Source organism: Natrinema pallidum DSM 3751 (assembly GCF_000337615.1).
GTDB classification, from domain to species: domain Archaea; phylum Halobacteriota; class Halobacteria; order Halobacteriales; family Natrialbaceae; genus Natrinema; species Natrinema pallidum.
The window spans coordinates 1-25,532 of record NZ_AOII01000071.1; the positions used below are offsets into that span (position 1 = coordinate 1).

The 25,532-nt window shown below is 66.3% G+C and carries 30 protein-coding genes and 1 tRNA gene; 7 read left to right on the forward strand and 24 right to left on the reverse strand.

Annotated features, from left to right (window positions below; genetic code table 11):
* Nucleotides 1–90 precede the first annotated feature (90 nt).
* Nucleotides 91–570 (forward strand): DUF7384 family protein, encoded by a 480-nt coding sequence (locus C487_RS10935; protein WP_006185817.1) that lies wholly within the window; start codon nt 91–93, stop codon nt 568–570.
* Between the two features lie 99 nt (nt 571–669).
* The gene (locus C487_RS10940) at nt 670–1,800 is read left to right on the forward strand and encodes a guanosine monophosphate reductase (RefSeq protein ID WP_006185818.1); all 1,131 of its coding nucleotides are present in this window, start codon (nt 670–672) and stop codon (nt 1,798–1,800) included.
* A gap of 23 nt (nt 1,801–1,823) precedes the next feature.
* On the opposite strand, the gene C487_RS10945 is transcribed toward C487_RS10940, so the two are convergent.
* Complete coding sequence (locus tag C487_RS10945) at nt 1,824–2,375, reverse strand: XTP/dITP diphosphatase (protein WP_006185819.1); 552 nt, start codon at nt 2,373–2,375, stop codon at nt 1,824–1,826.
* A gap of 106 nt (nt 2,376–2,481) precedes the next feature.
* Here C487_RS10945 and C487_RS10950 point away from each other — a divergent pair, with 106 nt between their 5' ends.
* Nucleotides 2,482–2,670: a cupin domain-containing protein gene (locus tag C487_RS10950; RefSeq protein WP_006185821.1), complete on the forward strand. Its 189-nt coding sequence runs from the start codon at nt 2,482–2,484 to the stop codon at nt 2,668–2,670.
* Nucleotides 2,671–2,695: 25 nt separating this feature from the next.
* Here C487_RS10950 and C487_RS10955 read toward each other — a convergent pair whose 3' ends face one another.
* Nucleotides 2,696–3,346 carry a helix-turn-helix domain-containing protein gene (locus C487_RS10955; RefSeq protein ID WP_006185822.1) on the reverse strand — a complete coding sequence of 217 codons (651 nt, stop codon included), beginning with the start codon at nt 3,344–3,346 and terminating at the stop codon, nt 2,696–2,698.
* Between the two features lie 83 nt (nt 3,347–3,429).
* Between C487_RS10955 and C487_RS10960 the strand changes: the two genes are divergently transcribed.
* Nucleotides 3,430–5,100 carry an NADH-quinone oxidoreductase subunit D gene (locus C487_RS10960; RefSeq protein ID WP_006185823.1) on the forward strand — a complete coding sequence of 557 codons (1,671 nt, stop codon included), beginning with the start codon at nt 3,430–3,432 and terminating at the stop codon, nt 5,098–5,100.
* A gap of 62 nt (nt 5,101–5,162) precedes the next feature.
* Here the strand turns inward: C487_RS10960 and C487_RS10965 are convergent, their stop codons facing one another.
* The 20 genes from C487_RS10965 to C487_RS11060 form a co-directional block, all read right to left on the reverse strand.
* A complete protein-coding gene (locus C487_RS10965; protein ID WP_006185824.1) occupies nt 5,163–5,447 on the reverse strand; it encodes a DUF5808 domain-containing protein in 285 nt (94 codons plus the stop codon).
* Nucleotides 5,448–5,534: 87 nt separating this feature from the next.
* Nucleotides 5,535–7,169, reverse strand: a complete 1,635-nt coding sequence (locus C487_RS10970) for a bifunctional N(6)-L-threonylcarbamoyladenine synthase/serine/threonine protein kinase (protein ID WP_006185825.1) — start codon at nt 7,167–7,169, stop codon at nt 5,535–5,537.
* 71 nt (nt 7,170–7,240) lie between these two features.
* A complete protein-coding gene (locus C487_RS10975; protein WP_006185826.1) occupies nt 7,241–7,375 on the reverse strand; it encodes a 30S ribosomal protein S27ae in 135 nt (44 codons plus the stop codon).
* Between the two features lies 1 nt (nt 7,376).
* Nucleotides 7,377–7,685, reverse strand: coding sequence for a 30S ribosomal protein S24e (locus tag C487_RS10980; protein ID WP_006185827.1), 309 nt, complete (start codon nt 7,683–7,685; stop codon nt 7,377–7,379).
* 127 nt (nt 7,686–7,812) lie between these two features.
* The gene (locus C487_RS10985) at nt 7,813–8,748 is read right to left on the reverse strand and encodes a WD40/YVTN/BNR-like repeat-containing protein (RefSeq protein ID WP_006185828.1); all 936 of its coding nucleotides are present in this window, start codon (nt 8,746–8,748) and stop codon (nt 7,813–7,815) included.
* Between the two features lie 234 nt (nt 8,749–8,982).
* Complete coding sequence (locus C487_RS10990; protein ID WP_049908091.1) at nt 8,983–9,702, reverse strand: helix-turn-helix domain-containing protein; 720 nt, start codon at nt 9,700–9,702, stop codon at nt 8,983–8,985.
* Between the two features lie 206 nt (nt 9,703–9,908).
* Nucleotides 9,909–11,021 (reverse strand): lipid II:glycine glycyltransferase FemX, encoded by a 1,113-nt coding sequence (locus tag C487_RS10995; RefSeq protein ID WP_006185830.1) that lies wholly within the window; start codon nt 11,019–11,021, stop codon nt 9,909–9,911.
* 231 nt (nt 11,022–11,252) lie between these two features.
* Complete coding sequence (locus tag C487_RS11000; protein WP_006185831.1) at nt 11,253–11,567, reverse strand: HalOD1 output domain-containing protein; 315 nt, start codon at nt 11,565–11,567, stop codon at nt 11,253–11,255.
* Between the two features lie 167 nt (nt 11,568–11,734).
* The gene (locus C487_RS11005) at nt 11,735–11,932 is read right to left on the reverse strand and encodes a hypothetical protein (protein WP_006185832.1); all 198 of its coding nucleotides are present in this window, start codon (nt 11,930–11,932) and stop codon (nt 11,735–11,737) included.
* Nucleotides 11,933–13,035: 1,103 nt separating this feature from the next.
* The gene (locus C487_RS11010) at nt 13,036–13,350 is read right to left on the reverse strand and encodes a hypothetical protein (RefSeq protein ID WP_006185833.1); all 315 of its coding nucleotides are present in this window, start codon (nt 13,348–13,350) and stop codon (nt 13,036–13,038) included.
* 139 nt (nt 13,351–13,489) lie between these two features.
* Nucleotides 13,490–13,882 (reverse strand): hypothetical protein, encoded by a 393-nt coding sequence (locus tag C487_RS11015; RefSeq protein WP_006185834.1) that lies wholly within the window; start codon nt 13,880–13,882, stop codon nt 13,490–13,492.
* A gap of 329 nt (nt 13,883–14,211) precedes the next feature.
* Nucleotides 14,212–14,283 (reverse strand) — tRNA-Ala (locus tag C487_RS11020).
* Nucleotides 14,284–14,463: 180 nt separating this feature from the next.
* The gene (locus C487_RS11025) at nt 14,464–15,156 is read right to left on the reverse strand and encodes a rhomboid family intramembrane serine protease (RefSeq protein WP_049908092.1); all 693 of its coding nucleotides are present in this window, start codon (nt 15,154–15,156) and stop codon (nt 14,464–14,466) included.
* Nucleotides 15,157–15,380: 224 nt separating this feature from the next.
* Nucleotides 15,381–15,689 carry a 30S ribosomal protein S10 gene (gene rpsJ / locus C487_RS11030; protein ID WP_004215311.1) on the reverse strand — a complete coding sequence of 103 codons (309 nt, stop codon included), beginning with the start codon at nt 15,687–15,689 and terminating at the stop codon, nt 15,381–15,383.
* Nucleotides 15,690–17,042 carry a translation elongation factor EF-1 subunit alpha gene (gene tuf, locus C487_RS11035; RefSeq protein WP_006185836.1) on the reverse strand — a complete coding sequence of 451 codons (1,353 nt, stop codon included), beginning with the start codon at nt 17,040–17,042 and terminating at the stop codon, nt 15,690–15,692.
* A gap of 368 nt (nt 17,043–17,410) precedes the next feature.
* On the reverse strand, nt 17,411–18,358 hold the full coding sequence (locus tag C487_RS11040) for a homoserine dehydrogenase (protein WP_006185837.1): 948 nt from the start codon (nt 18,356–18,358) through the stop codon (nt 17,411–17,413).
* Nucleotides 18,358–18,927, reverse strand: a complete 570-nt coding sequence (locus C487_RS11045) for a hypothetical protein (RefSeq protein WP_006185838.1) — start codon at nt 18,925–18,927, stop codon at nt 18,358–18,360. The genes C487_RS11040 and C487_RS11045 overlap by 1 nt, the downstream gene beginning before the upstream one ends.
* Before the next feature lie 153 nt (nt 18,928–19,080).
* The gene (locus tag C487_RS11050) at nt 19,081–19,446 is read right to left on the reverse strand and encodes a NifU family protein (RefSeq protein ID WP_006185839.1); all 366 of its coding nucleotides are present in this window, start codon (nt 19,444–19,446) and stop codon (nt 19,081–19,083) included.
* Nucleotides 19,447–19,506: 60 nt separating this feature from the next.
* A complete protein-coding gene (locus C487_RS11055; RefSeq protein ID WP_006185840.1) occupies nt 19,507–20,988 on the reverse strand; it encodes an LVIVD repeat-containing protein in 1,482 nt (493 codons plus the stop codon).
* A 77-nt stretch (nt 20,989–21,065) separates the two neighbouring features.
* On the reverse strand, nt 21,066–22,043 hold the full coding sequence (locus tag C487_RS11060) for an ROK family protein (protein ID WP_006185841.1): 978 nt from the start codon (nt 22,041–22,043) through the stop codon (nt 21,066–21,068).
* Between the two features lie 147 nt (nt 22,044–22,190).
* On the opposite strand from C487_RS11060, the gene C487_RS11065 reads away from it, so the two are divergent.
* Nucleotides 22,191–22,625, forward strand: a complete 435-nt coding sequence (locus tag C487_RS11065; protein WP_006185842.1) for a hypothetical protein — start codon at nt 22,191–22,193, stop codon at nt 22,623–22,625.
* A 50-nt stretch (nt 22,626–22,675) separates the two neighbouring features.
* Here the strand turns inward: C487_RS11065 and C487_RS11070 are convergent, their stop codons facing one another.
* Both C487_RS11070 and C487_RS11075 read right to left on the reverse strand, forming a co-directional pair.
* Nucleotides 22,676–23,140, reverse strand: coding sequence for a universal stress protein (locus tag C487_RS11070; RefSeq protein WP_006185843.1), 465 nt, complete (start codon nt 23,138–23,140; stop codon nt 22,676–22,678).
* A gap of 122 nt (nt 23,141–23,262) precedes the next feature.
* Nucleotides 23,263–23,721 carry a universal stress protein gene (locus tag C487_RS11075; protein ID WP_006185844.1) on the reverse strand — a complete coding sequence of 153 codons (459 nt, stop codon included), beginning with the start codon at nt 23,719–23,721 and terminating at the stop codon, nt 23,263–23,265.
* A 114-nt stretch (nt 23,722–23,835) separates the two neighbouring features.
* On the opposite strand from C487_RS11075, the gene C487_RS11080 reads away from it, so the two are divergent.
* Both C487_RS11080 and C487_RS11085 read left to right on the forward strand, forming a co-directional pair.
* Nucleotides 23,836–24,576: an SDR family NAD(P)-dependent oxidoreductase gene (locus C487_RS11080; RefSeq protein ID WP_006185845.1), complete on the forward strand. Its 741-nt coding sequence runs from the start codon at nt 23,836–23,838 to the stop codon at nt 24,574–24,576.
* A 55-nt stretch (nt 24,577–24,631) separates the two neighbouring features.
* The gene (locus C487_RS11085; RefSeq protein ID WP_006185846.1) at nt 24,632–25,324 is read left to right on the forward strand and encodes a YqjF family protein; all 693 of its coding nucleotides are present in this window, start codon (nt 24,632–24,634) and stop codon (nt 25,322–25,324) included.
* Nucleotides 25,325–25,532: the final 208 nt, after the last annotated feature.

Below are 25,532 nucleotides of genomic sequence, written 5' to 3' on the forward strand. Positions count from 1 at the left end.
GCGCCATCAGAGATGTGTATAAGAGACAGGAGTACGACGGCGATCACGAGGCGATTCGGGACGCACTCGCGGCGATCCGGGAGGACGGCGATGCCTGACCGCGACGAACCGAACCCCGCCCGCGTCGTCGCCGACGCCGACGTGCTCGCGGCGGACCTGCTCGTCGGCGGCGACGCGCGCGAGGCGCTGGATCACGTCCGCCGCCACTCCTGGATCGACCTCGTCGCCAGCGACCCGCTACTCGAGCAGACGGAACGGCTCGTGACGGCGCTGGCCGACGCCGACCTCGCCGCGGATCACCGCGACCGGCTCGAGGCAGAGCGCATCGCGGTCGACCAGCCCGCGGGGGACCATCCCGGACTGGCGTCGGCCTATCAGGGGAACGCGGCGCACCTGCTCTCGAACGACGACCGGCTTCGATCGGCGACGGCCGGGCTCACCCTGCAGCCCCGCGTCTCCGTCAGCATCCGCCCGCCGGACGCGTTCGCCCGCCTGTTCGACCCCGCGAGCCTGTACGCGGTCGTCGCGGACGGCGAGTACCCGGGACCGGACCGGGACCCACGAGCCTGACGGCGGTCGCGGCGACGCGATATCGGACCGCTGCATCCTCGCGAAGCCACCGCAGTTCGGGACCCTTATTTGCCAGGGGCGCCTCAGTAGTGAGGGGTAATGAACGATCTACGAACCGGGTTGAGCTACGGTGACGTGCTCCTCGTCCCGAACCGCTCGCCAGTCGATAGCCGCAGCGATGTCGACCTCTCGACGCGGCTCACGCCGACCGTCGAACTGGACGCGCCGCTCGTCTCCGCCGCGATGGATACCGTCACGGAGGCCGAACTAGCGATCGAACTCTCACGCGCCGGCGGGATCGGCGTCGTTCACCGCTTTCTCACGCCGGACGAGCAGGCCGAACAGGTCGAACGGGTAACGGCCGCCGACGAGCAGGTGGCCGCCGCGGTGGGGATCAACGAGGACTACGTCGGCCGCAGCGCCGCACTGATCGACGCTGGCGTCGACGCGCTCGTCGTCGACGTAGCCCACGGCCACCTCGAGCGGTCGCTCGAGGCCGTCGAGACGCTCCGGGCGGCGTTCCCGGACACGGACCTCGTCGCCGGCAACGTCGCGACGCCGGCGGGCGTCGAGGACCTCGCGGCCGCCGGCGCGGACTGCGTGAAAGTCGGCATCGGTCCCGGCTCACACTGCACCACCCGAAAGGTCGCCGGCGCGGGCGTCCCGCAACTGACCGCCGTCGACGACTGTGCGACGGCGGCCGAGGAGTTGGACGTGACGATCTGTGCCGACGGCGGGATTCGAACGTCCGGCGACGCCGTCAAGGCCCTGATGGCGGGAGCCGACACGGTGATGCTGGGAAGTCTACTGGCCGGAACCGAGGAAGCACCCGGCGCGGTCGTGGAAGTCGACGGCGCTCGGTACAAGCGCTCGCGGGGCATGGCGACCACCACGGCCGCCGAGAACCGTGACGACAAGGATACCGACGTTCGCGCCGACGAGGGCGTCGAGGCCCTGACGCCGTACAAGGGGCCGGTCGGCGATGTCGCCGACGAGTTCTGTGCGGGCATGCAGTCCGGACTCTCCTACTGCGGCGGGGAGACGATCCCCGCGGCTCGCCGACACGCCGAATTCATCCGCGTCGCCCCCAGCGCGAAGGAGCGCGAGGGGTACCACGCGGATCAGGACTGGGAGGGCGTCAGCGTCGATAGCGAAGCGAAGACGGTCACCGAAGCACAGCTCGCGGCGGACGACGAGGCGGTCGAGACCGCCGCAGAGGGAGACGACTGACCGCCGATCGAAGACCCGGCGCGTTACTCGTCGCGGCCGGCGTACCACTCCGCGAACGTCGCCAGCGCGCGGCCGCGGTGTGAAATCGCGTTCTTCTCCGCAGTGCTCATCTCGGCCATCGTCGTCCCGTTGTACTCGAAGATGGGATCGTAGCCGAATCCGCCCTCGCCGCGGGGCGCGACGAGGGTGCCCGCGACCGAGCCCGCGAACGTCTCGGTCCCGTCCTCGTCGGCGTACGCGAGGACGGTCCGGAACGTCGCGCGGCGGTTTTCCTCCGCCTCCGCGAGTCGCCAGAGCCGCTCGACACCGACGGTGTCCTCGACGTACGCCGAGTACGGCCCCGGAAAGCCGCCCAGCGCGTCGACGAACAGCCCCGCGTCATCGACCAGTACCGGCTCGTCGCCCCCCAACTGCTCGAACGCCTCCCGGGCACCGTGGGCGGCGATCTCCTCGAGTGAGTCGCTCTGGACCTCGGTGTAGTCGTACTCGATCTGTTCGACGGGCTCGATCCCCGCGAGGTAGTCCCGCGCCTCGCGAACCTTCCCCGCGTTGCCGGTCACGAATCGAATGGCCATGTACGAGGCGGCGTCCGCGGACGGAAAATAGGCGTCGGTTGCCCGTTCGCCCCTCGAATCCCGGTCCGCGAAAGCAGCAAACAGCGATGGACGGAGAACACGACGTATGAACGTCACCGAGTGGGACGATCCCGACCGGATCGATGCCCTCCCGGGCGGCGAGCGCTCGCCGCCCCTCGAGGCGGGCGATTCGTACGTCGTCCCGCCGGGAACGGTCCACGGCGTGCGAGCCCTCGAGCCGTGTCGCGTCGTCGACGCGTTCGCACCGCCGCTCGGGGCGGACACGTCAGAGTAGCGACCGCGTTCGCGGCGGCTCCTCGCTACAGCTCGAGGGCCTCCATCACGGCCGCCTCCGCCTTCCGGAGGTGTTCGGCGGCCGTCCCGGGCGCACAGTCGAGTTCGGCGGCGACGTCTTCGACGCCCGCCGAGCGGGGAACGTCGAAGTACCCCAGCTCGCGGGCGACCCGCAGCGTCTCCCGCTGGCGCGCCGTCAGCGTGCCGACCGCGGCGTCACCCCCGTCGTACTCGCCGACCCGGTCGACGGTCGTCTCGATGCCGTCGGGGATGCCCTCGAGCACGCGCCGGAGGTCGTCCGAGTCGCCGACGACGGAAAACCGGACCGTCCAGTCCGACCGGTACTCCACCGGCGGTAAGACGACCAGACTGCGCTCGGTGAACAGATCGAGGAGTCGGGCGTCCACCTCGGCGGGCAGATCGCGGACGTAGACGGTGAACGTCCGGTCGCCGGTCCGCGTGAGTTCGTAGTCGCTCACCCGGCCGGTATCCGCGAGCGCGGCCTCGTAGACATCCGGATCGCCGACGACGTGGAAAATAAAGACGTTGTCGTCGTCCCCCGCGAAGTTGCCGTGAACCATCCGATAGGCATCGAACGCGTCGCTTTCGGCGACGAAGCGATGCATCGGATGGATCGTCGCAGCGTCGTAACGCAGCGTGAGTCGAACCGTCTTCACGGCCGGAGGGTCCGGTCTGCATATATAAATAGCCTAGCCAGTGACGCAGAATCGACTCGGCTCCCGCGTCCGAAGCGGCAGCCATGACATCGGACTCGACGCTCGCGTCACGACCGACCGAGAGCGCCGCTTCGATCGGGGCCGCGGAACTCGAGGGCCTGCTCGGCGACGCGGTCCTCGGTCGGGACGACCACGAGAACGCGCCCGCGGTCGTGATCCGGCCGGACGAGGTACAGACGGTGCTCGCGACGCTCCGGGACGAGGCGGGCTTCGATCACTGCGCCTGTGTTACTGCCCAGGAGTACCCGGACCGGTTCGAGACGATCTATCACCTGCAATCCTACGCCGACCCGACGCGGGAGGTGAGCGTCGTGGTCCCGACGCCGGCCGACGAGCCGAGAAGCGAGTCGGCAACGCCGGTCTTCGAGACGGCCGACTGGCACGAGCGCGAGGCCTACGACCTCGTCGGCATCGAGTACGAGGGCCATCCGGACCTGCGACGGATTCTCCTCCCCGAGACGTGGCAGGGCCATCCGCTCTCGCTGGACTACGATCAGGAACAGTCACAGATCGTCACCCTCTCGGAACACGCGAACCCGATCGCGGGCGACGAACACGACGCCGCCTCGGAGACGATGTTCCTCAACATCGGCCCGCACCATCCCTCGACACACGGCGTCCTCCACGTAAAGGCCGTGTTGGACGGCGAGACGGTCGTCGACGTCGATCCCGACATCGGCTACATCCACCGGTGCGAGGAACAGCTGTGTCAGCAGAGCACGTACCGTCACCAGATCATGCCCTATCCGGACCGCTGGGACTGGGTGTCCGCGGGGCTCCTGAACGAGTGGGCCTACGCCCGGGCCGCGGAGGACCTGGCCGACATCGCGGTGCCCGACTACGCGCAGGTGATCCGGACGATGGGTGCCGAACTCTCGCGGCTGGCCTCGCACTTCATCGCCGTCGGTACCTACGCGCTTGACATCGTCGGCGAGTTCTGTGCCGCCTTCCAATATGCCATCCGGGACCGCGAACTCGTCCTCGACTGTCTCGAGGAGTTGACCGGCCAGCGGATGATGTTCAACTACTTCCGGCTGGGCGGGGTCGCCTGGGACCTGCCCGACCCCCGCGGGGAGTTCATCGCGGACGTTCGGGACATCCTCGACGGCTTCCCCGCGAAACGCGAGGAGTATCACGACCTGCTGGTCACCAACGAGATCTTCCAGCGCCGCTGTGTCGACACCGGCGTCTTGGAGCCCGACACCGCAAAACAGTACGGCTGTACCGGCCCCGTCGCCCGCGGCTCCGGCATCGACTACGACCGCCGCCGGGACGACCCCTACGGCTACTATCCGCACCTCGAGTGGGACGTCGTCACCGAACCCGACGGCGACAACTTCGCGCGGCTGCTCGTTCGACTACGGGAGATCGAGGAGTCCGCGAAGATCGTCGCGCAGTGTCTCGACCTGCTCGCCGACTGGCCCGAGGACGAACGGACCCTTCGGAGCAACGTTCCCCGGACGCTCAAGCCGGACGCCGGAACCGAGACCTACCGCGCCGTCGAGGGGGCGAAAGGCGAACTCGGGATCTACATCCGCGCGGACGGGACCGACACGCCGGCGCGGTTCAAGATCCGCAGCCCCTGTTTCTCGAACCTCTCCGCGCTGCCCGAGATCGCTCGCGGCGAGTACGTCGCCGATCTGATCGCGGCGATCGGGAGCCTCGACTGTATCATGGGCGAAGTCGACCGCTGAGCGCCGCGTCGGGAGCGGCGGCTCGCAGCGCCGCGATCGCGCTCGAAAACGCAGTCCGGCGGTCAGTCGTCGCTCTCGTCGACGATGACTTCGACCGGCTCGTCGGCGGTCTCGTCGCTTGCCGCGGTGGCCCCCTGTTCCTGTTGCCAGAGGAGCGCCCCGGCGACGGCGACGACGATCCACGAGCGCCAGTTGGCGAGGTTCAGGGTGTAGCCGACGCCGAAGGGCTTCTCGACGAGCATCCCCTCCCCGGGCTGCCAGTACGACGAGAGCATGCGGCTGATGCTCGGTCGTTCGAAGTTGTACGGGACCCCAAGAATCTCACCGGAAGTCGGCTTGTCTGCCATGGCCGGTGATACGTCCTCCCCTGATAAGAGTATTGTGTGCTGTGACGATCGTTGCAATCGGGCGATCGCGGTCCGGTCGAACCGGCCTTACGACTGGTAGCGCCCGCGCCCTTCGATGTCACGCAGGCGCTCGAGCACGCGCTCCGCGCCGACCGCGCGGTACCCCTCCCGGACCGCCTCGCGGAGCGGCGCGGGGTCGTCGGCGGTGCCGACGAGGCTCTGATCGAACACGTGCAGATCCATCGCGTAGTCCTCGACGTGGTCGGTGTGATAGCCGAGTCCGAAGTCGATGAGATACGTCCGCTCGTCGTCGACTCTCACGTTCCGAGTCGTCGGATCACCGTGGACGACCCCCGCGCGGTGGAACCGTGCGAGGTGCCGGCCGACGGCACGAACCCGTGCGGGCGACAGCCCCGCCTGGAGGTCATGGTCGCCGACGTACTCGAATTCCAGCCGTGCCTCGCGGGGATCGACATCGGAGAGGACCGGCGTCGGAACGCCCTCGCGGCGAGCCAGGCTCGTGAGCCGGGCCTCGAGCGTCGTCCGCTCCGTGCGGAGGCGCTCGTCGAGGGCGGGATGGCGGTAGGTCTTGGCCCGGCGGCGCTTCGTGACGCGGCCGGCGGCGGGCTCGAGGTCGACGACCGCTTCGGCACCGCGGACCTGCCGGTCACCCTCCGTCACTGTGCCGCGGCCGGCAGCGAGTTCGGGTTCGTCGGCCCGCCAGGTAACCGGCACTTGGTCGGGTCGGAAATCGGGGTCGACGCGCGAGTCCGCGAGCGCGAGCGTGTCGCCGGCGGCGTACATCTTCGCGCCGAGGACGGCGATCATCCCCGCGTTGTCCCGCAGGAAACGAGGTTCGGGTGCGTGGAACGCCGCTCCGCGCTGGGCACACATCTCGCCTAACATCTCGCGCAGGCGGTCGTTCTGGCCGACGCCGCCGCCGAGGACGAGTTCATCGCTCCCGGTCAACGAGAGCGCGCGCTCGGACACTTCGGTTAGCATGCCGAAGATGTTCTCCTGCAGGGAATAGCAGATGTCCGCGACCGGCACGTCGTCGTTGTAGGCATCCTTTGCAGCGCTCATAATGCCCGAAAACGAGAAGTCCATCCCCTTGACGACGTAGGGGAGCTCGACGTACTCGCCGTCTTTCGCCGCCGCCTCGACCTTCGGCCCGCCCGGGTGGGACCAGCCGACGTGACGGGTGAACTTGTCGATCGCGTTGCCGACGCCGGTGTCCATCGTCTCGCCGAGCACGCGATAGCGCCCGTTGCGGTAGGCCAGCAGGTGTGCGTTCGCGCCGCTGGCATTGAGACAGACCGGCGCGTCGAAGTCGGCGGTGTGGCGACCGATCTCGAGGTGGGCCACCATGTGATTGACACCGACCAGCGGGACGTCTATGGCCTGGCTCAGCGCTCGGGCAGCCGTGCCGACGATCCGGAGACAGGGGCCGAGTCCAGGTCCGCGGGAGAACGCGACCGCATCGACCGGCGGGTCGTCCGCCGGACCGTCGTGAGTCTCGCGGGCGTGCTCGAGCGCCTGTTCGACGACGCGCGGCACGGCGTCGTGCATGTGCTCGGCGGCTTCGCGGGGGTGGATGCCGCCGCTCTCGGGCTGGTAGGCGTCGCTCTCGATGACGATCTCGTCGCGTTCGGCATCGAAGACCGCTGCGCTGGCGGCCCAGGCAGTGCCTTCGATCCCGAGGATACGGGGGGTGTCAGTCACGGATGAAAACGGCGGATAGCGGCGTTCGACGTGCCACGGTCGTCGTCGGCACGTCGCCCATCAGTCGGGTGTTACTCCCACTCGGTGTAGCTGCACTTCCCGCAGTGCTTGCGGTCGCCGTGGTCGGCGAGGAAGACGTCACCACAGCGGGGGCACAGCTCGCCGTTGGTGCTGCCGTCGTCGTTGTAGAGTTCGTGTCGCGCCATGTTATGCTTCCTCCGCGTCGGCTTCTTCGTCCACACCGATCTTGTTTCGCTCGAGCATGTGGTCCTGCTCGACCTCGCGGGCGTAGTCGTCGGTCTCGTAGACCTTCGCCTGCCCGACGGTCTTGCGCATCCCGAACTTGGTGTCGAGTTTGCGGATGACGACCTCGTCGGCGTCCTTGTTCAACTTCGCCGCGAGGCTGTCGCGGACCTGCAGGCGGGAGGGCGTGGCGTCCTCGTGGACGAGTTCGAAGGTCACGTCCGTTCGATGCAACATGGGGTTCTCCGTTTCGGAGATGATGTCGACGTCCATGATATCACTCAGTTACCTTACTATCCCCGTGTAGCGCCTAAAAGGATTTCGAAGCGGCCCACCCGCCTCAGGGAACGCGGTTATCGACGGACCCGGTCGGACGGTGGCGGTCGGCGGTCGACCCGGCTTACGAGAGGGCGACCAGTCCTCGCGGCGTTTGCGACTCGAGACTGGCCGGCCAGTCGATGTCGATCGCGGCCCACGAGTCGCCGAAGTCGCGCGTGACGAAGAGGCCGCGGTTGGTCACGGCGTAGACGGTTTCCGGTCGGCCCGTCGTCGCGAACACCGCTCGGACGACGCCCTCGCCGGTCGGCAGACCGCGGCCATCGAGTCGCTCCCAGGCCCGCTGGTCCTCACGCCGGTAGACGTACGACGCCGCGCGACTCGCCGTATGGGCCGTCGACGCACCGCGCGCACTCGAGACGAGCACGCGGTCGGGATCGTCGGGAGCGGGGACGACGCTCCAGCAGTAGGTGTGTTCGAGTCCATTCTGGGGGCATCGCCACGTCTCGCCGCCGTCATCGCTCTCGGCGTAGCCGTCGCCGGCCGCGGCGTAGAGCCGCCCCTCGCGGTCGGGATGGGCAGCCAGACTGTGATTGTCACGGCGCGCTCCCGGCGGCCGCTCGTGCCAGGTTTCGCCGCCGTCTGGCGTGTACGCGAACGCGCCCGCCTCGATCCCGACATACAGTCGGTCGGGATCGAACGGGTCGACCTCGAGCCAGCGGACGTGGTGGGTGTCGGGCCGTGGCGGGAACGACCACTCACTTGCCGAGGGGAGGTCGGTCAGGCCCTCCAGACGGGTCCACGAGTCGCCGCCGTCGCGCGACCGGGAGACCCGGCTGGGTTCGGTCCCGGCGTAGACGACCTGCGAGTCGTGCGGACTGATCGTCACTGCCGTCACGCGATCGGGCTCAGTGTCGGCCGCCGGCGTCCGCGCGCCGGCCGCAAACCGGGTCTCGAGGCGGTCGAACGTCTCGCCGCCGTCGGCGCTTCGAAACAGGCCGTCCGCGACGGTCCCGACGTAGTAGCGGGCCGGTCCGTTGCGGCTGGCTCTTATACACATCTCTGATGGCGCGAGGGNCGCCTGTACAGACGAGCAGTCGGTCTCGGAACGTGACGGCTACCGTCGCCATACGGGACCCAACGAGGGCCACCCGGATACAACTCACCCCGGTGTCTCGGGCCGGGTCGACGCGGGCTCACTCGCCGTATGATCGGTCGCGGCCGAGTATCCGCGTTTCACCGGTCCCCGGCCACCGTATGTTCGATTTCGCGACCGCTAACCCGTAGGCACCGCTCACCGGGAGGGACCGGTTGGAGGCCGGTCGCGTTCACGATCGGTCTCGGGTCGCGGACGGTCGCCGCCGACGAGCGTCGGCATGAGTCGGGCCTCGATCCGACGGAGGTGTTGGCCGACGGTCCCGGCGGAACACTCGAGTCGGGCGGCGACGTCGCCGTACGTCACCCGGCGGGGTACCTCGTAGTACCCCTCGTCGACCGCGACGCGCAGGACCTCCCGCTGGCGGGCCGTCAGGTCGGCGATGAGGCGTTGGGCGGACGGCTCGTAGTCGACCAGGCGCTCGATTTCGACGTCGACGATCGCCCGTGTCTCCTCGATGACCCGCCGTAACGCGTCCCCGCGGCCGATCTCCGAGACGCGAAGGCTCCGGTTCCTCGCGCCGGTATACTCGAGGGGGTACTCCAACACCACCGCGTGTCGGTGATGGATCGCGAGGAGTTCCCGCGTGAGGTCGCTGGGCCGATAGTGCAACTGGAGCACCGTCGTCTCGGCGGCATCGGTGAAGTGATAGTCGACGACGGTCGGACCCGTCTCCTCGAGCGCGCTTCGGGCGGCCGCTCGCTCCCCACGGATCACCTGTTGGGCGACGATCGTTCCGTCGTCGAGCGGATCGACGTTCCGAACGGATTCGAACGTGACGCCCCGCTCACGGAGGCGTTCCGCACCCCGATCGAAGTAGCCTCGTGGTGGCGTGATAACAAACGTCACGCATCGCATGCGACTGGCGTACCGGGCACTAACGGAAAACTATTGTGTCCGTTCATCGGTTAATTGAATTGGAATAGTGTTCAGTTCGAAGGGGAGCCACGCCGCGGCCGGGGCGCTTCTCACCGGTGCCGCGAGGCGGCCGGTCGATCGCTGTCGGGTTCGGGCGGGCACCCGCCGAGACGGCGCGACGGCCGGGGGGCGTCCGGCGTGGCGACTCACGTGTAATACGGCCAGTACAGCGCTCGTCCGGCCTTCACCAGCGGCCAGAGGGGGCTACAGCCGCGCTCCCAGACGAAAACCGGGACGGCCCGTCCGCCGAACCCTTCCTTGAATCTGAAGACGCCGTCCTCGAAGTCCGTGTTCGTGCTCCCGAAGTCGTAGGTCTCGTAGCCGTGGTCGATCCCCCACCGGAAGACGTGATCGTAGAGCAGTTCCGAGGCGTGATCGTCGAAATACTCCCGCGGAACGGCGGCGAAAAAGCCGTGAATCGCATCGCGTTCGTCGTCGAGCACCTCGAGCATCCCGCCCGCGTACTCGCCGTCGATCCGGAGCGTCAGCAAGAGGAGACGGTCGTCCATCGCCTGCAACGCCTCGAAGAACGAGACGGGGTACACGGCCCCGCCGACGCGATCCATGACGCGTTCGTAGGTCCGGTAGAACCGCCGGAGCGTCTCGCCCGTGATCTCCTCCTCGACGATTTCGTGGTCGATAGTTTGTCCGTGTTCGATCCCCCGCCGCCGGGACCGACTCATGTCCGCGAGGAGTTCGTCGTGTCCCTTCGTGAGATCGAGCAGGAACCGACACTCCCGCCGGTAGGGGCGATAGCCCCGCGACTGGAGCGCGTCGTTGTACCGGAGATAGCTCGAATCCAACCCCCGAATCTGGTGAACGACCGTCCGGCCACGACAGAGGCCCGGGACGGTGCCGATCACGCGCTCGAGGGAGTCGGCCGTCTCCGTCGGGAGCAACGGCCCGCCAAAGCCCGGGTACAACGACGACAGGCGGGTAAACGGCGTCTTCTCGATTTCGACCACGAAGTTCGGCATCCCGCCGATCGTGTTGCCGTCCTTGGTGACCTCGAGATGGCGGGGCGTATAACCGAGTCCCGTCTCGATCGCCTCGAGCCACTCGTAACGGTGGAACACGCTGCCGCGACTCGAGCGCTCGACGATCCCGTTCCACTGCGCTCGCCCGATGTCGCGGATCGAGTCGACGACGGTCACCTCGAGAGCCGACCCCTCGTTTCGCGCGGTGCGTCCGTGATTCGCGAACAGCGACCCGATGCGATGGAGTCTCGAGCGAGGGTTGCCGCCGGTCTTCTGTGCCATCGTCCGACGGAACCAGGGGCAGCCTATTTGGTACTCCGTCCATTCCCGCCCGGAGCGATGACGGTAACGACCCGCAACCGATCGGGCGTCGGGAGCGGCGAGCGGTAGCAGCCGGCTACTCGCGCGCTCGCGGCTATGGGGCCGATCACACCCGTGGCCGCGCCGTCGCCGGACTCGAGCGAGCGGCGACGGTCGCCGACGGCCGAGACGGCGTGCGGACGCGGACGGCGCTCAGTCGGAGCCCGCCGGCGGGTTCCGCGGCGGATCGTCGACGATCCGTATGGAGCCGTCCCCGTCGACGACGACAGTGTGACCCTCGTAGCCGAACGTCACACGAATCGGGCGGTCGCCGTGCTCGACGAGCGCCGTCAACGCCTCGACGGCCACGGCGTCGTAGAGCGGGTCGAGTTCGGTTTCGTCGACGCCGGTTACCGTCGTGATACCCCGAAGGATCGCCTGGACGGTCGTCTCGCTGGACTTCCGTTCCGTCACGAACGGGGTTCCGCCATCAGCTCCGTCGACATCGTGATTCTGGAAGTCAGTCATACTGCCGTGTGAAGGATACGGAGCGGCGACAATCAACGTTCTCCCAATGTGTTTTGTGGGTGGCGGTCCGGACGACCGACAGAACGGCCACCGGACCCGACCCCGTCGCACCGACTCGAGCGAGCGACCCGCTCCACCCGCACCCGCGACCCTCACCACGGCGGTCATCACTCATCGTCCAGTCTCGAGAGCGCGTCGGGCCACACGCGACAGCCACAGGGCGTCGCGTAGGCCTCCATCGGCCCGTCGACCGTCGTCGCCACCATCGACTCACCACACTGCGGACAGGGCGGCAACACACCCCCGTCATCCGCCGCCCGCTCGCCCGCAGGCGCACCATCTCCGCTCTCGGCATCGTTCGTCATCGCACCCCCCGCTCGAGGCCGACGGCAGTCTCAAAGCCGGCCACTGCAGGCGGTTCTAGTGAGCGATTCCGTTGTCGTGCGGGACGTTTATATCCCGGTAGAATGTACGCAATCATTGCTTGCAAATCCCTGGTGGGATTTGGAAGCTACGTCTCGGGTGTCCTACCACCCGGGGCTTTAATATACACCCCCTGCGGTTTGCGGAGCGTAGCTTCCGTTCTGATTTCTAACTGTTAGTTACTTATATCTATTGTTCGTCGGCGGAAGGGATGGGACTGGCTTCATCATACGACCGTACAGAGATACCAATGAAGTTATACAATCTGTAGAAAATTATAACGTATGGAAAGCAAACGGTTATTTCGGTTACTTACAGCTGCACTGAGTGTGATTGGGCTCTCTATGGCTGTCTTGGGAATTATCCGTGAGACTCTCGTTGGGGTTGCGCTTGGCGTAATTGCTGCGGTCGTTGGCATATTACTCTATGTGCTAGAACAACAAACTACTATTGAACCAGACCTGGAAAATATGGACCTGAGTACCATACCAATCCGAATGATTACTATTATTTCGTTGTATGTGTTTACCCCCAGAAATCGCAGGAGGACAGTAGGTTCAAAATCGGGGAATTCAATTAGAAATCCGTAAAATTCGACCGCCGTNGAGAGATATATAAATCAAATAGAGGGTGCTGTTTTCAGCCGTCTCAGTGGCTCAGCCAGGAACTCTATGGGGGTAAACACATGCATTTCGTTATTTATTTTCATCTCCTACTTACTATCCACAAGTACTAGTACGAATCTGTCCGCGCTCGTTATCTTTCCATCTTCGATACTGCTCACAACGAGCGGAGCCTTGCTTGGAGGTATTCTTGGAATCGTTCACTTACCATTGCTCAAATTCGAATACTATTCAAGGAACACTGAACGGATTTCTAACACACTTCCCTTTGGAATCTTTGCCGGACTCGTCGTCTTTTTTCCACCCACTTGCCTACCGTATGCGCTTTCGTATTTGATTTGTACACTCCTCACTATTGGCCATAGGCCCCCAAATAACAGTTGTCAAAATTAAATATATGGCTATTGTGGGGCCAATTCAGCTTAGGTTTTTGCTTTAGTAGCCACCACGATTCCGCGTTCTCGCAACGGTTCCCGAAGAACCCGATGAGATACCGCACCGTACGGCAGCAGAATGCCAGTCGTGAGCAGTATCAACAGGAGCATCCTGCCGTACCCCGATTCGATTGCCCCCACCCCATACGCTGGTACAAGCGGGCCGAGTCCAATGGAACTCAAGAACTCGTTCAGAAACAGCCGAAACACGGCCCACAAAGACGCGAAAATGGTAATTCCCGGAACGAACAGCGTAATGAGAAACTCATTGACTATCGTCCCCGGATCGGCTGCATCGTACATAGCATACCGACTCCGTTTCCCTTCTCGGACGCGGTCAGTCCGTGCTCGCTCGAGCGTGCGGAGAGAGCAACTGTCAGAGCCGGAGGACTCGTCGTACCTGTGCCTTCGGTTCCTTCTCCGTTCGGTCCACACCACTCGCTTACGTGCCGTCGCGGTCGAGTCGCTCATCGCGGGTATACTTCCCGTGATAGACGAGCATATCGACGCCCATCAACCCCAGCGACAGCCCGCCAATGGCGACGACCACGACGAACAGCAGCCCAGTCCCACTTTCAACGAACCCCAGCGGGAGCGAGAATCCGAGCAACACGTTTCCGAGACCGCTCCACCGGTACCACGCCCAACGGGCAGTCAGCCGGGTATCGGTCGCCGCGACGATATCACAGACGCCGGCCAGCCCCATCAGCGTCACCTGCGCGAGCAACACCGGCGTCTCGAGGAGTCCACCCCCGAGAACGGCGATCCCGCCAGCGACGAGGACCAGAAAGACGCCAACGACCGCACTGAGTCGCCGATTGAGCCGTTCGTTCATCTCTCTTCTGCCAGCGGACGGCCGATTCGATCTAGCGTCTCCGATTCCATACACCTCCCCGTTTCTCCTCCTACTAATTAATTATCAATCACGTGTCTCACAGCGATACTCTCGCGTCGCGAACCCGCTCGTCGCTCCCGACCCACGACTCGCATCCTCGCCACGAGAAGCGGCCGATCCGATGGCCGCCTCGGAGTGACAACCCCCCGAACTGAGACGTTCCCGCTCGCTCGTGCTACTCGCGTTACGGGCTGTAACTCAGCGGGCTTCAACGCTCGCCTTCGACGACGACTTGCAGCGCTCGTGAATGTGCCCGCGGCGCAGAATAGTGGACTCGTCGGGATTTGAACCCGAGGCCTCTTCCTTGCGAAGGAAGCGATCTACCACTGATCTACGAGCCCTCGCCCGTTCCTAACCCCGGTTTCTATTTGTAGCTTGTGTTTCGAGGGCGGCGCGGGACACGACACCACGGGGGCCGGACTCGAGGCGGACACTCACCAGCCGTCGATCGAACGGCCACGAATGCGTCGCGTCCGAGTCCAATGCCGTGGCGCTCACCGGGTGCCGTTCGTCGTCGAGTCTCAACTGCCAACGGAGTCCGTCCGAGCGCTCGAGCCGACCGCGAGGACGCGAGCGCGTCCGCCGACGGCCCCAACCAGGAAGCCGGCGAAGTGGGCGATTAGCGCAACGCCGGGTGAGGCGGTCGCGAGGGTGACCGCAGTCGCGAGCCCGAGAAAGACGAGGACAGCGAGCCACTGTGGCACGTCGACGAACGAGGCCAGCCCCGTCGAGAGCCGGTTCGACGCGACGAGATAGCCGAGCAGGGCGAAGACGGCACCGCTGGCCCCGAGGACAGCCGTCGGCGCGACGGGAACGAACGGCAGTGAGGCGAAGACGCCGGTCAGAGCGACCTGGGCAATACCGGCAATCGCGCCCGTACCCGCGAAAAAGGCGTGAAAGCGCCACCGCGTCGTGGCCCGCGCGACCGGCCAGCCGAAGACGAGCAACGCGAGGGCGTTCGAGACGAGATGACCCAGCCCGCTGTGGGCGTAGACGCTCGTCACGATCGTCCACGGGTTCGTCGTCAGCGGCGGTGCGAGGACGAAAAACGTACCCATCATACCCGCGAACGCAGTGATCCCCTGGGCGGCGAAGACGACCGCGAAGGCGACGAGCACCTCGAGTACGGGGCTGCTCGAGTTCGCGTCCGACCGGTCCCGTCCGGGATCGGACCGCACGTAGGACCCCGACCGTGACCGCGAGTGTCTCGCCATACGGGTGGCTGCGACGGCGAGCGACAAAAGTCCCGGCACTTACTGGTCGGGGGTGCGATCGGGCGGCATGCGAAGGGTGTGGGGAGCCTGGTGACGCCGAGGCAGCCGTGACCACCCTGGCCGTTCGATGCGTTTAGCTACCGCTACTGGGATGCGTTCGACGGCCGCAAAAACGGGGAAATAGCTCGAATTCGGCTCGTGATCGAACCGGCCTCGATGAGCGCTTAGTCTTCGAGGACGATTTCGATCGAAACGTCGTTTGGCACCTGAATGCGCATGAGCTGTCGGAGTGCGCGTTCGTCGGCGTCCAGATCGATCAGGCGCTTGTGGACGCGCATCTCCCAGTGCTCCCACGTCGCAGTGCCCTCGCCGTCAGGCGACTTCCGGGTCGGCACCTCGAGAGTCTTCGTCGGTAGCGGAATCGGTCCGCTCAGGTTGACGCCGGTGTTGTTCGCAATCTCGCGGACGTCGTCGCAGATGTCGTCGAGGTCGTCTGGACTCGTGCCCGCGAGTCGAACGCGTGCCTGCTGCATTTATTTCTCGTGGACGTCGAGGACCTTGCCAGCTGCGATGGTCTGACCCATGTCGCGGATGGCGAAGCTCCCGAGTTCGGGAATCTCGCTGGACGGCTCGATGCTGAGGGGCTTTTGCGGTCGGATGGTGACCACAGCAGCGTCACCCGACTGGATGAAGTCGGGGTTCTCCTCGGCGACCTCGCCGCTCGAGGGGTCCATCTTCTTGTCGATGGACTCGATCGTACAGGCGACCTGTGCCGTGTGNAAGTCGGGGTTCTCCTCGGCGACCTCGCCGCTCGAGGGGTCCATCTTCTTGTCGATGGACTCGATCGTACAGGCGACCTGTGCCGTGTGGGCGTGGAAGACCGGCGTGTAGCCGGCCGTGATCACGCTGGGGTGTTGCATGACGACGATCTGTGCCTGGAACGTCTCGGCGACGCTTGGCGGATCGTCGGCGGGGCCACAGACGTCACCGCGGCGGATGTCGTCCTTACCGATGCCGCGGACGTTGAATCCGACGTTGTCGCCGGGCTCTGCTTTGGGCACCTCTTCGTGGTGCATCTCGATCGTCTTGACCTCGCCGCCCACGTCGCTGGGCTGGAAGGAGACGTTGTCGCCAGTGTTCAGGAGACCGGTCTCGATACGTCCGACGGGGACGGTACCGATACCGGAAATGGTGTAGACGTCCTGAATCGGCAGTCGGAGCGGCGCGTCCGTCGGTGGCTCCGGCTCGGGCAGGTCGTTCAGGGCCTCGAGCAGGATTTCGCCGTCGTACCACGGCGTGTTGTCGGACTCCTCGGCGATGTTGTCGCCTTCGAACGCCGAGATCGGGATGAACGAGGCGTCCTCGGTGTTGAACTGGACCTGCTTGAGCAGCTGGTTGACCTCTTCGACGACCTCGTCGTACGTCGACTCCTCGTAGTCGACGATGTCCATCTTGTTGATGCCGATGATGAGTTCGTCGATACCGAGGGTTCGAGCCAGGAAGACGTGCTCCTGGGTCTGGGGCGCGACACCGTCGTCAGCAGCGACGACGAGGACGGCGTTGTCCGCCTGGGATGCGCCCGTGATCATGTTCTTCACGAAGTCGCGGTGACCCGGACAGTCGACGATTGTGAAGTCGTAGGCGTCCGTGGAGAACTCCTGGTGGGCGATGTCGATGGTGACACCACGCTCTCGCTCCTCGGCGAGGTTGTCCATGACGTAGGCGAACTCGAAGCCGCCCTTGCCCTTCTCTTCTGCTTCTTCGCGGTGCTGTTCGATGACGTGCTCGGGTACGCTCCCCGTCTCGTAGAGGAGTCGTCCCACGAGCGTACTCTTCCCGTGGTCAACGTGACCGATGATGGCCAGGTTCTGGTGTTGGTCGCTCATTGTTGTAGCTCACGCGCAGAGGCGCTTATATCGGTCCCTTTGGCTCGTTGCGGTTAAAACCATTTCGAAAGCGTATTCTCCCCATCCCGACGCCGTCTTGCGGTTTGGCTAGCATTCACACGACACGGAACGTTCGAAAGACGGCAACCGCCGGTGAGAACCCGGCCCGAGAAGCGGTGAGAACTCGCCGACGAGCACCGAAATGCCGACACGCACGCGTCGATGGTCTCCACCCGGCGAGGGCGACGACGGAAACCCGCGGTTCGACGACATCGGTCCGGACCGGTCGGCCACACGACGGTGAAATGGACGAGAAAGGGAGTCAACCGAGACGGAAATCGGCGCGCATCACGGACACCCGACCGATCTCACAGCGGCGGCAGCCGACCGACATCCGAAAGGACTGCCGTCGCGGTCTCCGGACCCCCGGCACCGCGGCCGCTCGAGTGGAGCGAGCCGGCGTGTCGCGTCTCGATCTGGACGATGTTCCGCGTGCCGGTCACGGCCAGCGCGCCGCTTTCGGGGACGAGCCGCGGCCCGACGCGGACGCCGTCGCGGGTCGCCTCGCCGATAAGGCGGATCGTCCGGCCGTCTTCGGCGGCGAGATCGAGCGCGCTGCCGGGGATCGACTGGATGCCCTCGACCGTCGCGTCCGCGAGCGAAAAGCCGCCGTCGGCGAGCACGTTCGCGAGGATGACGAACTTGAGCGCGGCGTCGGTGCCGTCGACGTCGAACGTCGGATCGGCCTCGGCGACGCCGAGGTCCTGAGCCTCCCCGAGGACGTGGTCGTAGTCCAGCCCTTCGGCGGCCATCCGAGTGAGGATGAAGTTCGCGGTGCCGTTGAGCACGCCCCGGACCGCGGTGACGGCCTGTGGCGTGCAGTCCTCGATCGTCGAGAGCACCGGAATCGCACCGCCGACGGTCGCCTCGAGGCGGATCGAACCCGCACTGTCGGCCTTGAGCGCGCGGAGTTCCTCGTAGCGCTCGGCGACCGGCCCCTTGTTCGCTAGCACGACGTGGCGGTCGGCTTCGAGTGCGCGCTGGACGTGTGTGAAGCCGGGTTCGGCGTCGCCGAGCGTCGTCGGCGTCGCCTCGACGAGCGCGTCGTAGTCGGTGTCGAAGACGTCGTCGGGGCTGCCGGTCCCGAGGGCCTCGTCGCTGGCTTTGCGCTCGAGGACATCGTCGACGGCGATCCCGTCGGGATCGACTGCGGCGGACGTGGAGTCGGCGAGCGCGACGACCTCGTGGTCGTACTCGCCGGCGAGGTCGGCGACCGAACGACCGACATCGCCGGCACCAAGGATCGCGAGTCGCATCAGGCCTCACCTCCGAGCAGGGGTTCGACGACGGTCAGGTCCTTGTCGGTGCCGATCGATCGGATGGCCGCGAGCACGTCCCCGGAGCGACCGGAGTCGATCGCGAGTCGCGCACGCGCACTCGAGATTCCGTTAGTACCCTCCGGTGCGGCCAAGGAGAGGTCCTGGACGACGGCGTCGGCCTCGTCCTCGATCCGCGAGAGGGTATTCGAGAGGTCGGTTTCGACGAGGTTGCCGACCAGCACGACGCTGATCGCTTCGCCGTAGTGCTCCGCGCCGGCCTGAATGATATTCACACCGGCGTCGCGGAGTCCCTCGACCACGTCGTCGAATCGATCCGGCGGACACTCGAGGTCGACCTCGACGGGGATGTGCCCGCGGGGCGTGATATTGCCGCGCTCGTGGTGAATGCTCAACAAGTTCCCGCCGTTGTCGGCGATCGGGGCGAGCGCGCGGAGCAACTCGCCGGGTTCGTCGACGAGTTCGAGCCGGACGGTATAGGCCCGGAGGCCGCCGTCGGTCTCGGCGTCGGGGTCGTCCTCGTCGCCGGACTCCGGCGCGTTACCCATCGCCGACACCTCCCGCCTGTAGGCGTCTACTCGTCATGATATCTAATGTCCGTAGTGGGCGCGTAAAAGAATATAGGACTTCCCAAAACTAACCGCCCCTGTCAACAAGGACCACGCGGATCGGGACGTCCGGACCGATGCAACGCGTGGGACTCAGAGGTGATCCTTCCCCGGATTCGACGAGCCCCAGTCGCCGCGGCCGCCTTCGGTCCGATCGACGCCCATGATCGATTCGGGCTGATCGGGTCCGCCGAGGCTGTCGCGCGCGTCGGGGACTCGGACGGTGACCTCGTCGATCTCGGGCCACGTGATGAGTTCGGCCTCGATGTTGCCGGTCGTTACGTCGCTGACCGAACAGCCCGAGCACCCGCCGCCGAGTTCGATGATGACCTCGCCGGTATCGGGGTCGGCCGCCCGCACCGCGCTGGTCCCTCCGTGCATCTGGATGATCGGCATTTCCCGGGCCATCCACTGCTCGACGCGTTCCTTCAGGGACGGGTCGTCCGCGGAATCAGTCATAGGTCGTACTAGACGCTCGAGCGGGGAATAAGTTGGGTCACACGTCCGAATACCGTCGAATTAATCCTGAACGTTTCCGCGGCGGCGCAGCCGCTCGAGGGCGACCCCGCCACCGACGAGGCCGGCGATGCCGGTGAAGCCGGGGATCGAGTCGTCGGCGTCCTCGGTCCCGTTCCCGCCGGAGTCGCGGTCGCCGCCGGTATCGGTTCCGTTGCCGGCCGCATCGGTATCGTCGTCCCCCCAGTTTTCGGGAGCCTGAAGCGAAGGCGGGTCGGCCTGTTCGCCGGCTTCGATCGGGAACGTGTAGAGTGCCCCGTCGATCGACGCGTTCGGGATCGCTTCCGTACTGCTCGCGAGGAACGTTTCCCCGGGGTCGACGACGCGTGCGGTCCAGAATCCCGTCCGCTCGGGGTCGCGCCACCAGGCGATCCGTTCGGGAGCGGTCGGGTCGGAGACATCGTGTATCTTGACCCCCGCTCGGTACCACGAGGAGTAGAGGTGTCCGTCGCGAAGCTCGAAGTTGTGCGAGGTGGTCCACATGCCGCCCCTGCGGGACTCGTCGATCGTCCGCGGCGGATCGATCGACCCCCGGCGTGTCGGGCGAGCGGGATCGCTCACGTCGTAGAGGTCGATCCCGCCCGGTCGGTCGGGGTCCGACCCACCGGTGGCCCAGGCCTCCCGGCCGACCGCCAGCAGGTCCCCCGCGTCGTCGACCATCGCGTAGTGGTCGTTGCCGGGCAGCCCGTAGACGGCCTTGAGCGGGTCGTCAATCTGACGTTGGTCCGCGAGGGAGGTCGTTCGGACGTGGGACACGTAGCTGGGGTCGGTCGGATCGCTTACATCGACCAGATACGTCCCCGCGTTCCAGTAGGGGAGGTACGCGATGTCGTCGTGGACGTAGATATCATGCAGATAGCGGGCGAGCCAGTAGATGTCCCGCCACCCGGGTTCGTGGTCCAGCAGGGACCAGTAGCCGAGGCGCGTGATTTCATCGCCGCCGACGTCGAGGATCACGAGCGGGTTCCGATCGCCCGTGTTCGCGGGAACGAACAGCAACTCGTCCTCGAGATAGCAGTTGTGGACGTGGTAGCCGGTTTCGTACGCGCCGGTCGGGACGGGGGCGGCGGGATCGCTCACGTCGTAGCAGCGAACGCCCAGATACTGGTCGCCCGAGCCGACCGGGCTCACGGACTGGGCGGGGCCGGCGACGACTAGTCGGTCGCCATCGACGGCCAGATCGAGGAGGTTCGTTAGCGGGCTCCCGTCGATTTCGACGCCGCGTTCTTCGGCGAGCACCGTCGGCTCGGCGGGATCGCTGACGTCGACGGTGACGAAGCCGGTCGTCGCGGCGACGTACGCGGTCTCGCCGTCGTCGCCGACGACGGCCTCCGCGGCGTTGTCGATCGAGACGCGGCCGAGCGGTTCGTAGCCGGCCGACTGTCGGGTGACGGCGGCGCTGGGACGGGACGCCGCGAGGCCGCCCGGCAGGGACAGGGCGAGACCGGCGGCTCCACTCCGCTCGAGGAACGCTCTCCGCTCCATACGCAACACAGCCGGACGCAGCCACATAGAGGTAGTCACTCGCGGCGCGCCCGTCTCCCGCGGCGCGTGCCGGACGGTCAGCCTCGCAGCCGCCGTCGATCCCCGGTTCCCTCGGTCAGGGCGCTCGCCAGCGCGCCTTCGAGGACGACGTCGTCGCCGTGGTCCGTGACGCGGATCTCGGGGACGTTCGTCATTACCATCTCCGAGACGCGTTCGCGGATGGGGTCGACGACGAGGTCCTCGTTGTGCAGTGCGACCGCGCCGCCGAAGGAGACCACGATCGGGGCGAAGGCGTGGACGACGTTGGTCACGCCGATAGCGTTCCAGTGGGCGAGTTGTTCGATGACGTAATCGGCCAGTTCGTCCTCACCGGCCAGTTCGAAGACGTCTTTCGCCGTGAAGTCGGGACCCTCGACCGGGAGGGCCGTCGATATCGTCGGATCGTCCTCGGCGAGCAGTCGAGCGTAGTCGGGGATGGCGTTGCCGGAGCAGTAGGCCTCCCAGTGGCCGTCGCGGCCGCAGCCACAGGTCAGGCGACCCTGCGGGTCGACGACGTAGTGGCCGACCTCGCCGGCGTTGCCGTCCCAGCCGCTCATGACCGCCCCGTCACAGCAGACGCCGGCACCGATCCCCGAGGAGATGGTGATGTAGGCCATGTCATCCGGGTTGCTGACGGCGTGAAAGCGCTCGCCGATGACGCCCGCGGTGGTGTCGTTGTGGAGATAGACGTCCTCGCTGTCGATCAGTTTCGCGATCGGTCCCGTCAGCGGGATCCGGTCGATGGAGTCGGGGAGGTTGGCGGGATCGATCACTGCTCCCTCCGCGAGGTCGAACGGACCGATCGAACCGATGCCGGTCGCGGCGATGCGCTCGGGAGCGATCCCGGCGTCGACGCACGCCTCGCGAAGCGTTCGAAGGACACCTTCCGTCACGTCGATACCCGTCGGCCCGCGTGGCGTGGATCGGCGACTCACGCCGATCGTCGTCCCGTCGGCCTCGGCAACGATGGCCCGGACGTTGGTCGCGCCGAGATCGACGCCCGCATAGTAGACCATGCTGTCTAGGGGACGACTGCGGCCGTACTTAACTACCCAGATTGTACTCGGCAACGAGTTGCGATTTCGATACGTTACGGGTCGGGAACCGGCCGGCAGCGAGCCGTCGGCGACACACGTATGGTAGCATGCGCCATAGTTCGCCGTATGGGTACCGACGACACCCGACCGACCACGGAGCCGTCCGCCGAACCGGAACCGACGCTGTCCGACGCGGAACGTAACGCGCTCCACGAGGTCGAACTCGGCCTCGAGTGGGTCCAGCGCGCACAGGGCTGTCTGCTCGAGTTCCACCACGCGACGGGTCACGGGATGGATCACCTCTATCGGGCCGAGGAGTTGCTCAGGGCGGCTGGGCACGACGAGTTCGCGGACGCGATTCGGACCGACCTGCTCCCCCACGGCGTCGTCGACGAGGACCGCTGGTCCTACGACGTCGTCGAGAACTTTCAGGAGACGTTGCTCGCGGAGACCCGATCGCTCGAGCGACGAGTCCGACGGGATCTGGCCGATGGCGAGCGACACGTCCGCGAGCGCCGACAGGAGCGGACGTGGAAACGACGCGCCGACGAACGGGAGTAAGAGAACTACGACGTGGGAGTCGGAGAAAGCAGGGACCGACCGGGTCGGCGCTAGTCCATCACGTCGAGGTCGCGGAAGTACGTGACCGGGCAGGGCGCTTGCAGGATGATTTCCTGTGAGACGGAGCCGAGGACGGCCTTTTCCGCGGGCGAGCGTCGGCGACCGCCGACGATCATGCGGTCCGCGTCGACGTCGATCGCCATGTCGACGACCTTCGTGCTGACTTCGCCGAGCGCGCCCTTGATCTCGTACTCGACGCCGGCCTCCTCGAAGCGATCGGCCAGTTCGGGAACCGGCGCGCGCTGGGCGGCGACCGCGTTCGGATCGACATCGTCGACACGGGCGTCGAATCCAAGGTCGTCGTGGACGTCCTCGTACTCCTCCTCCGTGAAGGCGTGCCCGATCACGACGGTCGCCTCGAGCGGCGCGGCGATCTCGAGGGTCGTTTCGGCGAGTTCCGGCGCACGCACTGTGTCCATCGGTCCGACGGCGAGAAGTACCGTATCGATTGCCATACCGTCACAGTGGTTGTGCCATCCGCTTAAGTATTCTCGTCGTTGCAGTATTGCGGAAACCGCGCTCCCGGGGCGGTGAAGCCGCTCTCCCGACGGCTCGGCGGACGAAGGCAGTGCACGGCTCAGTCCGCGTCGTCGTGGCGAACGAACGTGACGGGACAGGGAGCCGACAGCAACACTTCCTGTGCCGTCGAGCCGAAAACCGCTTTGCCGGTCGGTGATCGCCGCCGCCCGCCGACGACGACGCGGTCCGCGCCGACGCTGGCTGCCAGATCGACGATGGTCGGACCGTGTTCGCCGACCGCACCCCGGACCGCGTAGTCGACGTCGTGCTCGTCGAGAACGGCCTCCAGATCGTGGATCGTCGCGTGGCGCGTCGCCACCGCATCGGGGTCGATCTCGTCGACATCGGGGTCGAACTCGAGGCGGTCGAGCACGTCGTCGTACTCGCTGCTGGTGAACACGTGGGCGAGGACGACGGTCGCGTCGGCCGGGTTCGCGACTTCGATCACCGCTTCGGCGAGTTGATCGCTGCGGTCGCCGTCGCCGGGACCGACGGCGAGCAAGACCGTGTCTAGCATCGGTGACGTATTGACCGCGCACCGCCGTAAATCCGCGGGGTGCAGACACCCACCGCCGGTCGCCGAGACCCGGGTTCCGGACGATTTTTGCCCGTCGTCGCCGACCGACACTGCATGGAGGGTCCCGATCTCGCAGGCCAGACGGTACTCGTTACGGGCAGCGCAACGGGCGTCGGTCGCGAACTCCTGCTCTCGACGGCCGATTGCGGCGCGCGGACGGCGGTTCACTACCACACGAGCGCCGACGCCGCCCGCGAGGTGGCCGACGCCGCCCGCGACCGCGGCGCGGAAGCGGCGATGACGGTCCAGGGCGACGTGACCGACCCCGACAGCGTCGACGGACTGTTCGCCGCCATCGAGGACGAACTCGGGACCGTCGACGTGCTAGTCAACAACGTCGGCGACTTCGCGCCCGCCCACTGGGCCGACCTCGAGTTCGAGACCTGGACCCGCGTCCTCGAGACCAATCTCAACGGCACCTACCTCTGCTCGAAGCGCGCCCTGCCCGGGATGCGCGAGCACGAGTACGGACGGATCGTCAACATCGGCTACGCCTCGAGCGAGCAGGGGCTCGTCAGTCCCAAGAACTTCCCCTATTTCGTCGCGAAGAAGGGCGTGCTGATGTTTACGCGCATGCTCGCGGCGGACACGCAGGACGACGGGATCACGGTCAACGCGATTTCGCCGTACGTCGTCGAGAACTCCGACGAGTTCCCCGCGGAGTTACCGCGGGGTCGACCCGCGAACTTCGAGGACCTGATCGCGCCGCTGTACTTCTTCCTCGATCCGGACAGCGAGTACGTCAGCGGCGAGAATCTCGAGGTCGACGGTGGCTGGTTGCCCGAGACGGTGTGACCTGCTCGACGCTGTTTGGCTACGGCTTTTCGTGCGGTCGGCCCCTGATTCCGGTATGAGTCTCCCGATCGCGATGGGCTGGCGACATCTGCTCTTCGCCAACTGGCCCGTCGATCCCGCAGTCGTCTCGGAGCGACTCCCCGATAGCCTCACCGTCGAGCCCTACGACGGCCGGGCGTGGCTCTCGGTCGTGCCGTATCTGAACGTCGACGTTCGCCCCCGAGGCGTTCCAGCGAGCGTCGGCGTCGACCTGCCCGAACTCAACCTCCGGACGTACGTCAGCCGGGACGGCGAGCCCGGCGTCTACTTCTTCAGCCTCGACGCGGCGGGTGCCCTCGGCGTCGTCGGCGCGCGTCTCTTCCACCGGCTGCCCTACTACTACGCCGACATCGAGATCGCCGCGACCGACCGCGGAATCGCGTTTACCAGCGAGCGCCGGCATCCGGGTGCGTCGCCCGCCGAATTCGCCGGCACCTACGAGCCGGTCGGGGACGCGTTCACACCTGCCCCCGGCTCGCTCGCGGCGTTTCTCACCGAGCACTACCGCTACTACACGACGGCTCGAGACGGCACGCTTCGCTACGCCGACATCGACCACGAGCCCTGGACGCTCCGTGCGGCGACGGCCGAGATCGAACGAAACACGCTCTTCGAGGCCAACGGGTTCGACGCGCCCGCGGGGACGCCGATCTGTTACTACAGCCGCGGCGTCGACATCGCGTCGTCGCGGAATCGGCGGTGGGGGTAAGTCGACCGCGAGGGTAGTGACCCGACGCTGATCGAAGCGGACGCCCTCGAGGCGGTTGCAGACGCCGCCGACAGCTCGCTCGAGTTCCACCTCGAGAAACGGGGTTCCGAGGGGCGCTGGTCAATCATGGCGGCCGCCGTGCCCGAATCCTCGCGGGCGGCGTCGTGTGCGCCGGCGACGAACGCGAGGCGCGGTCGTTACCGGTCGA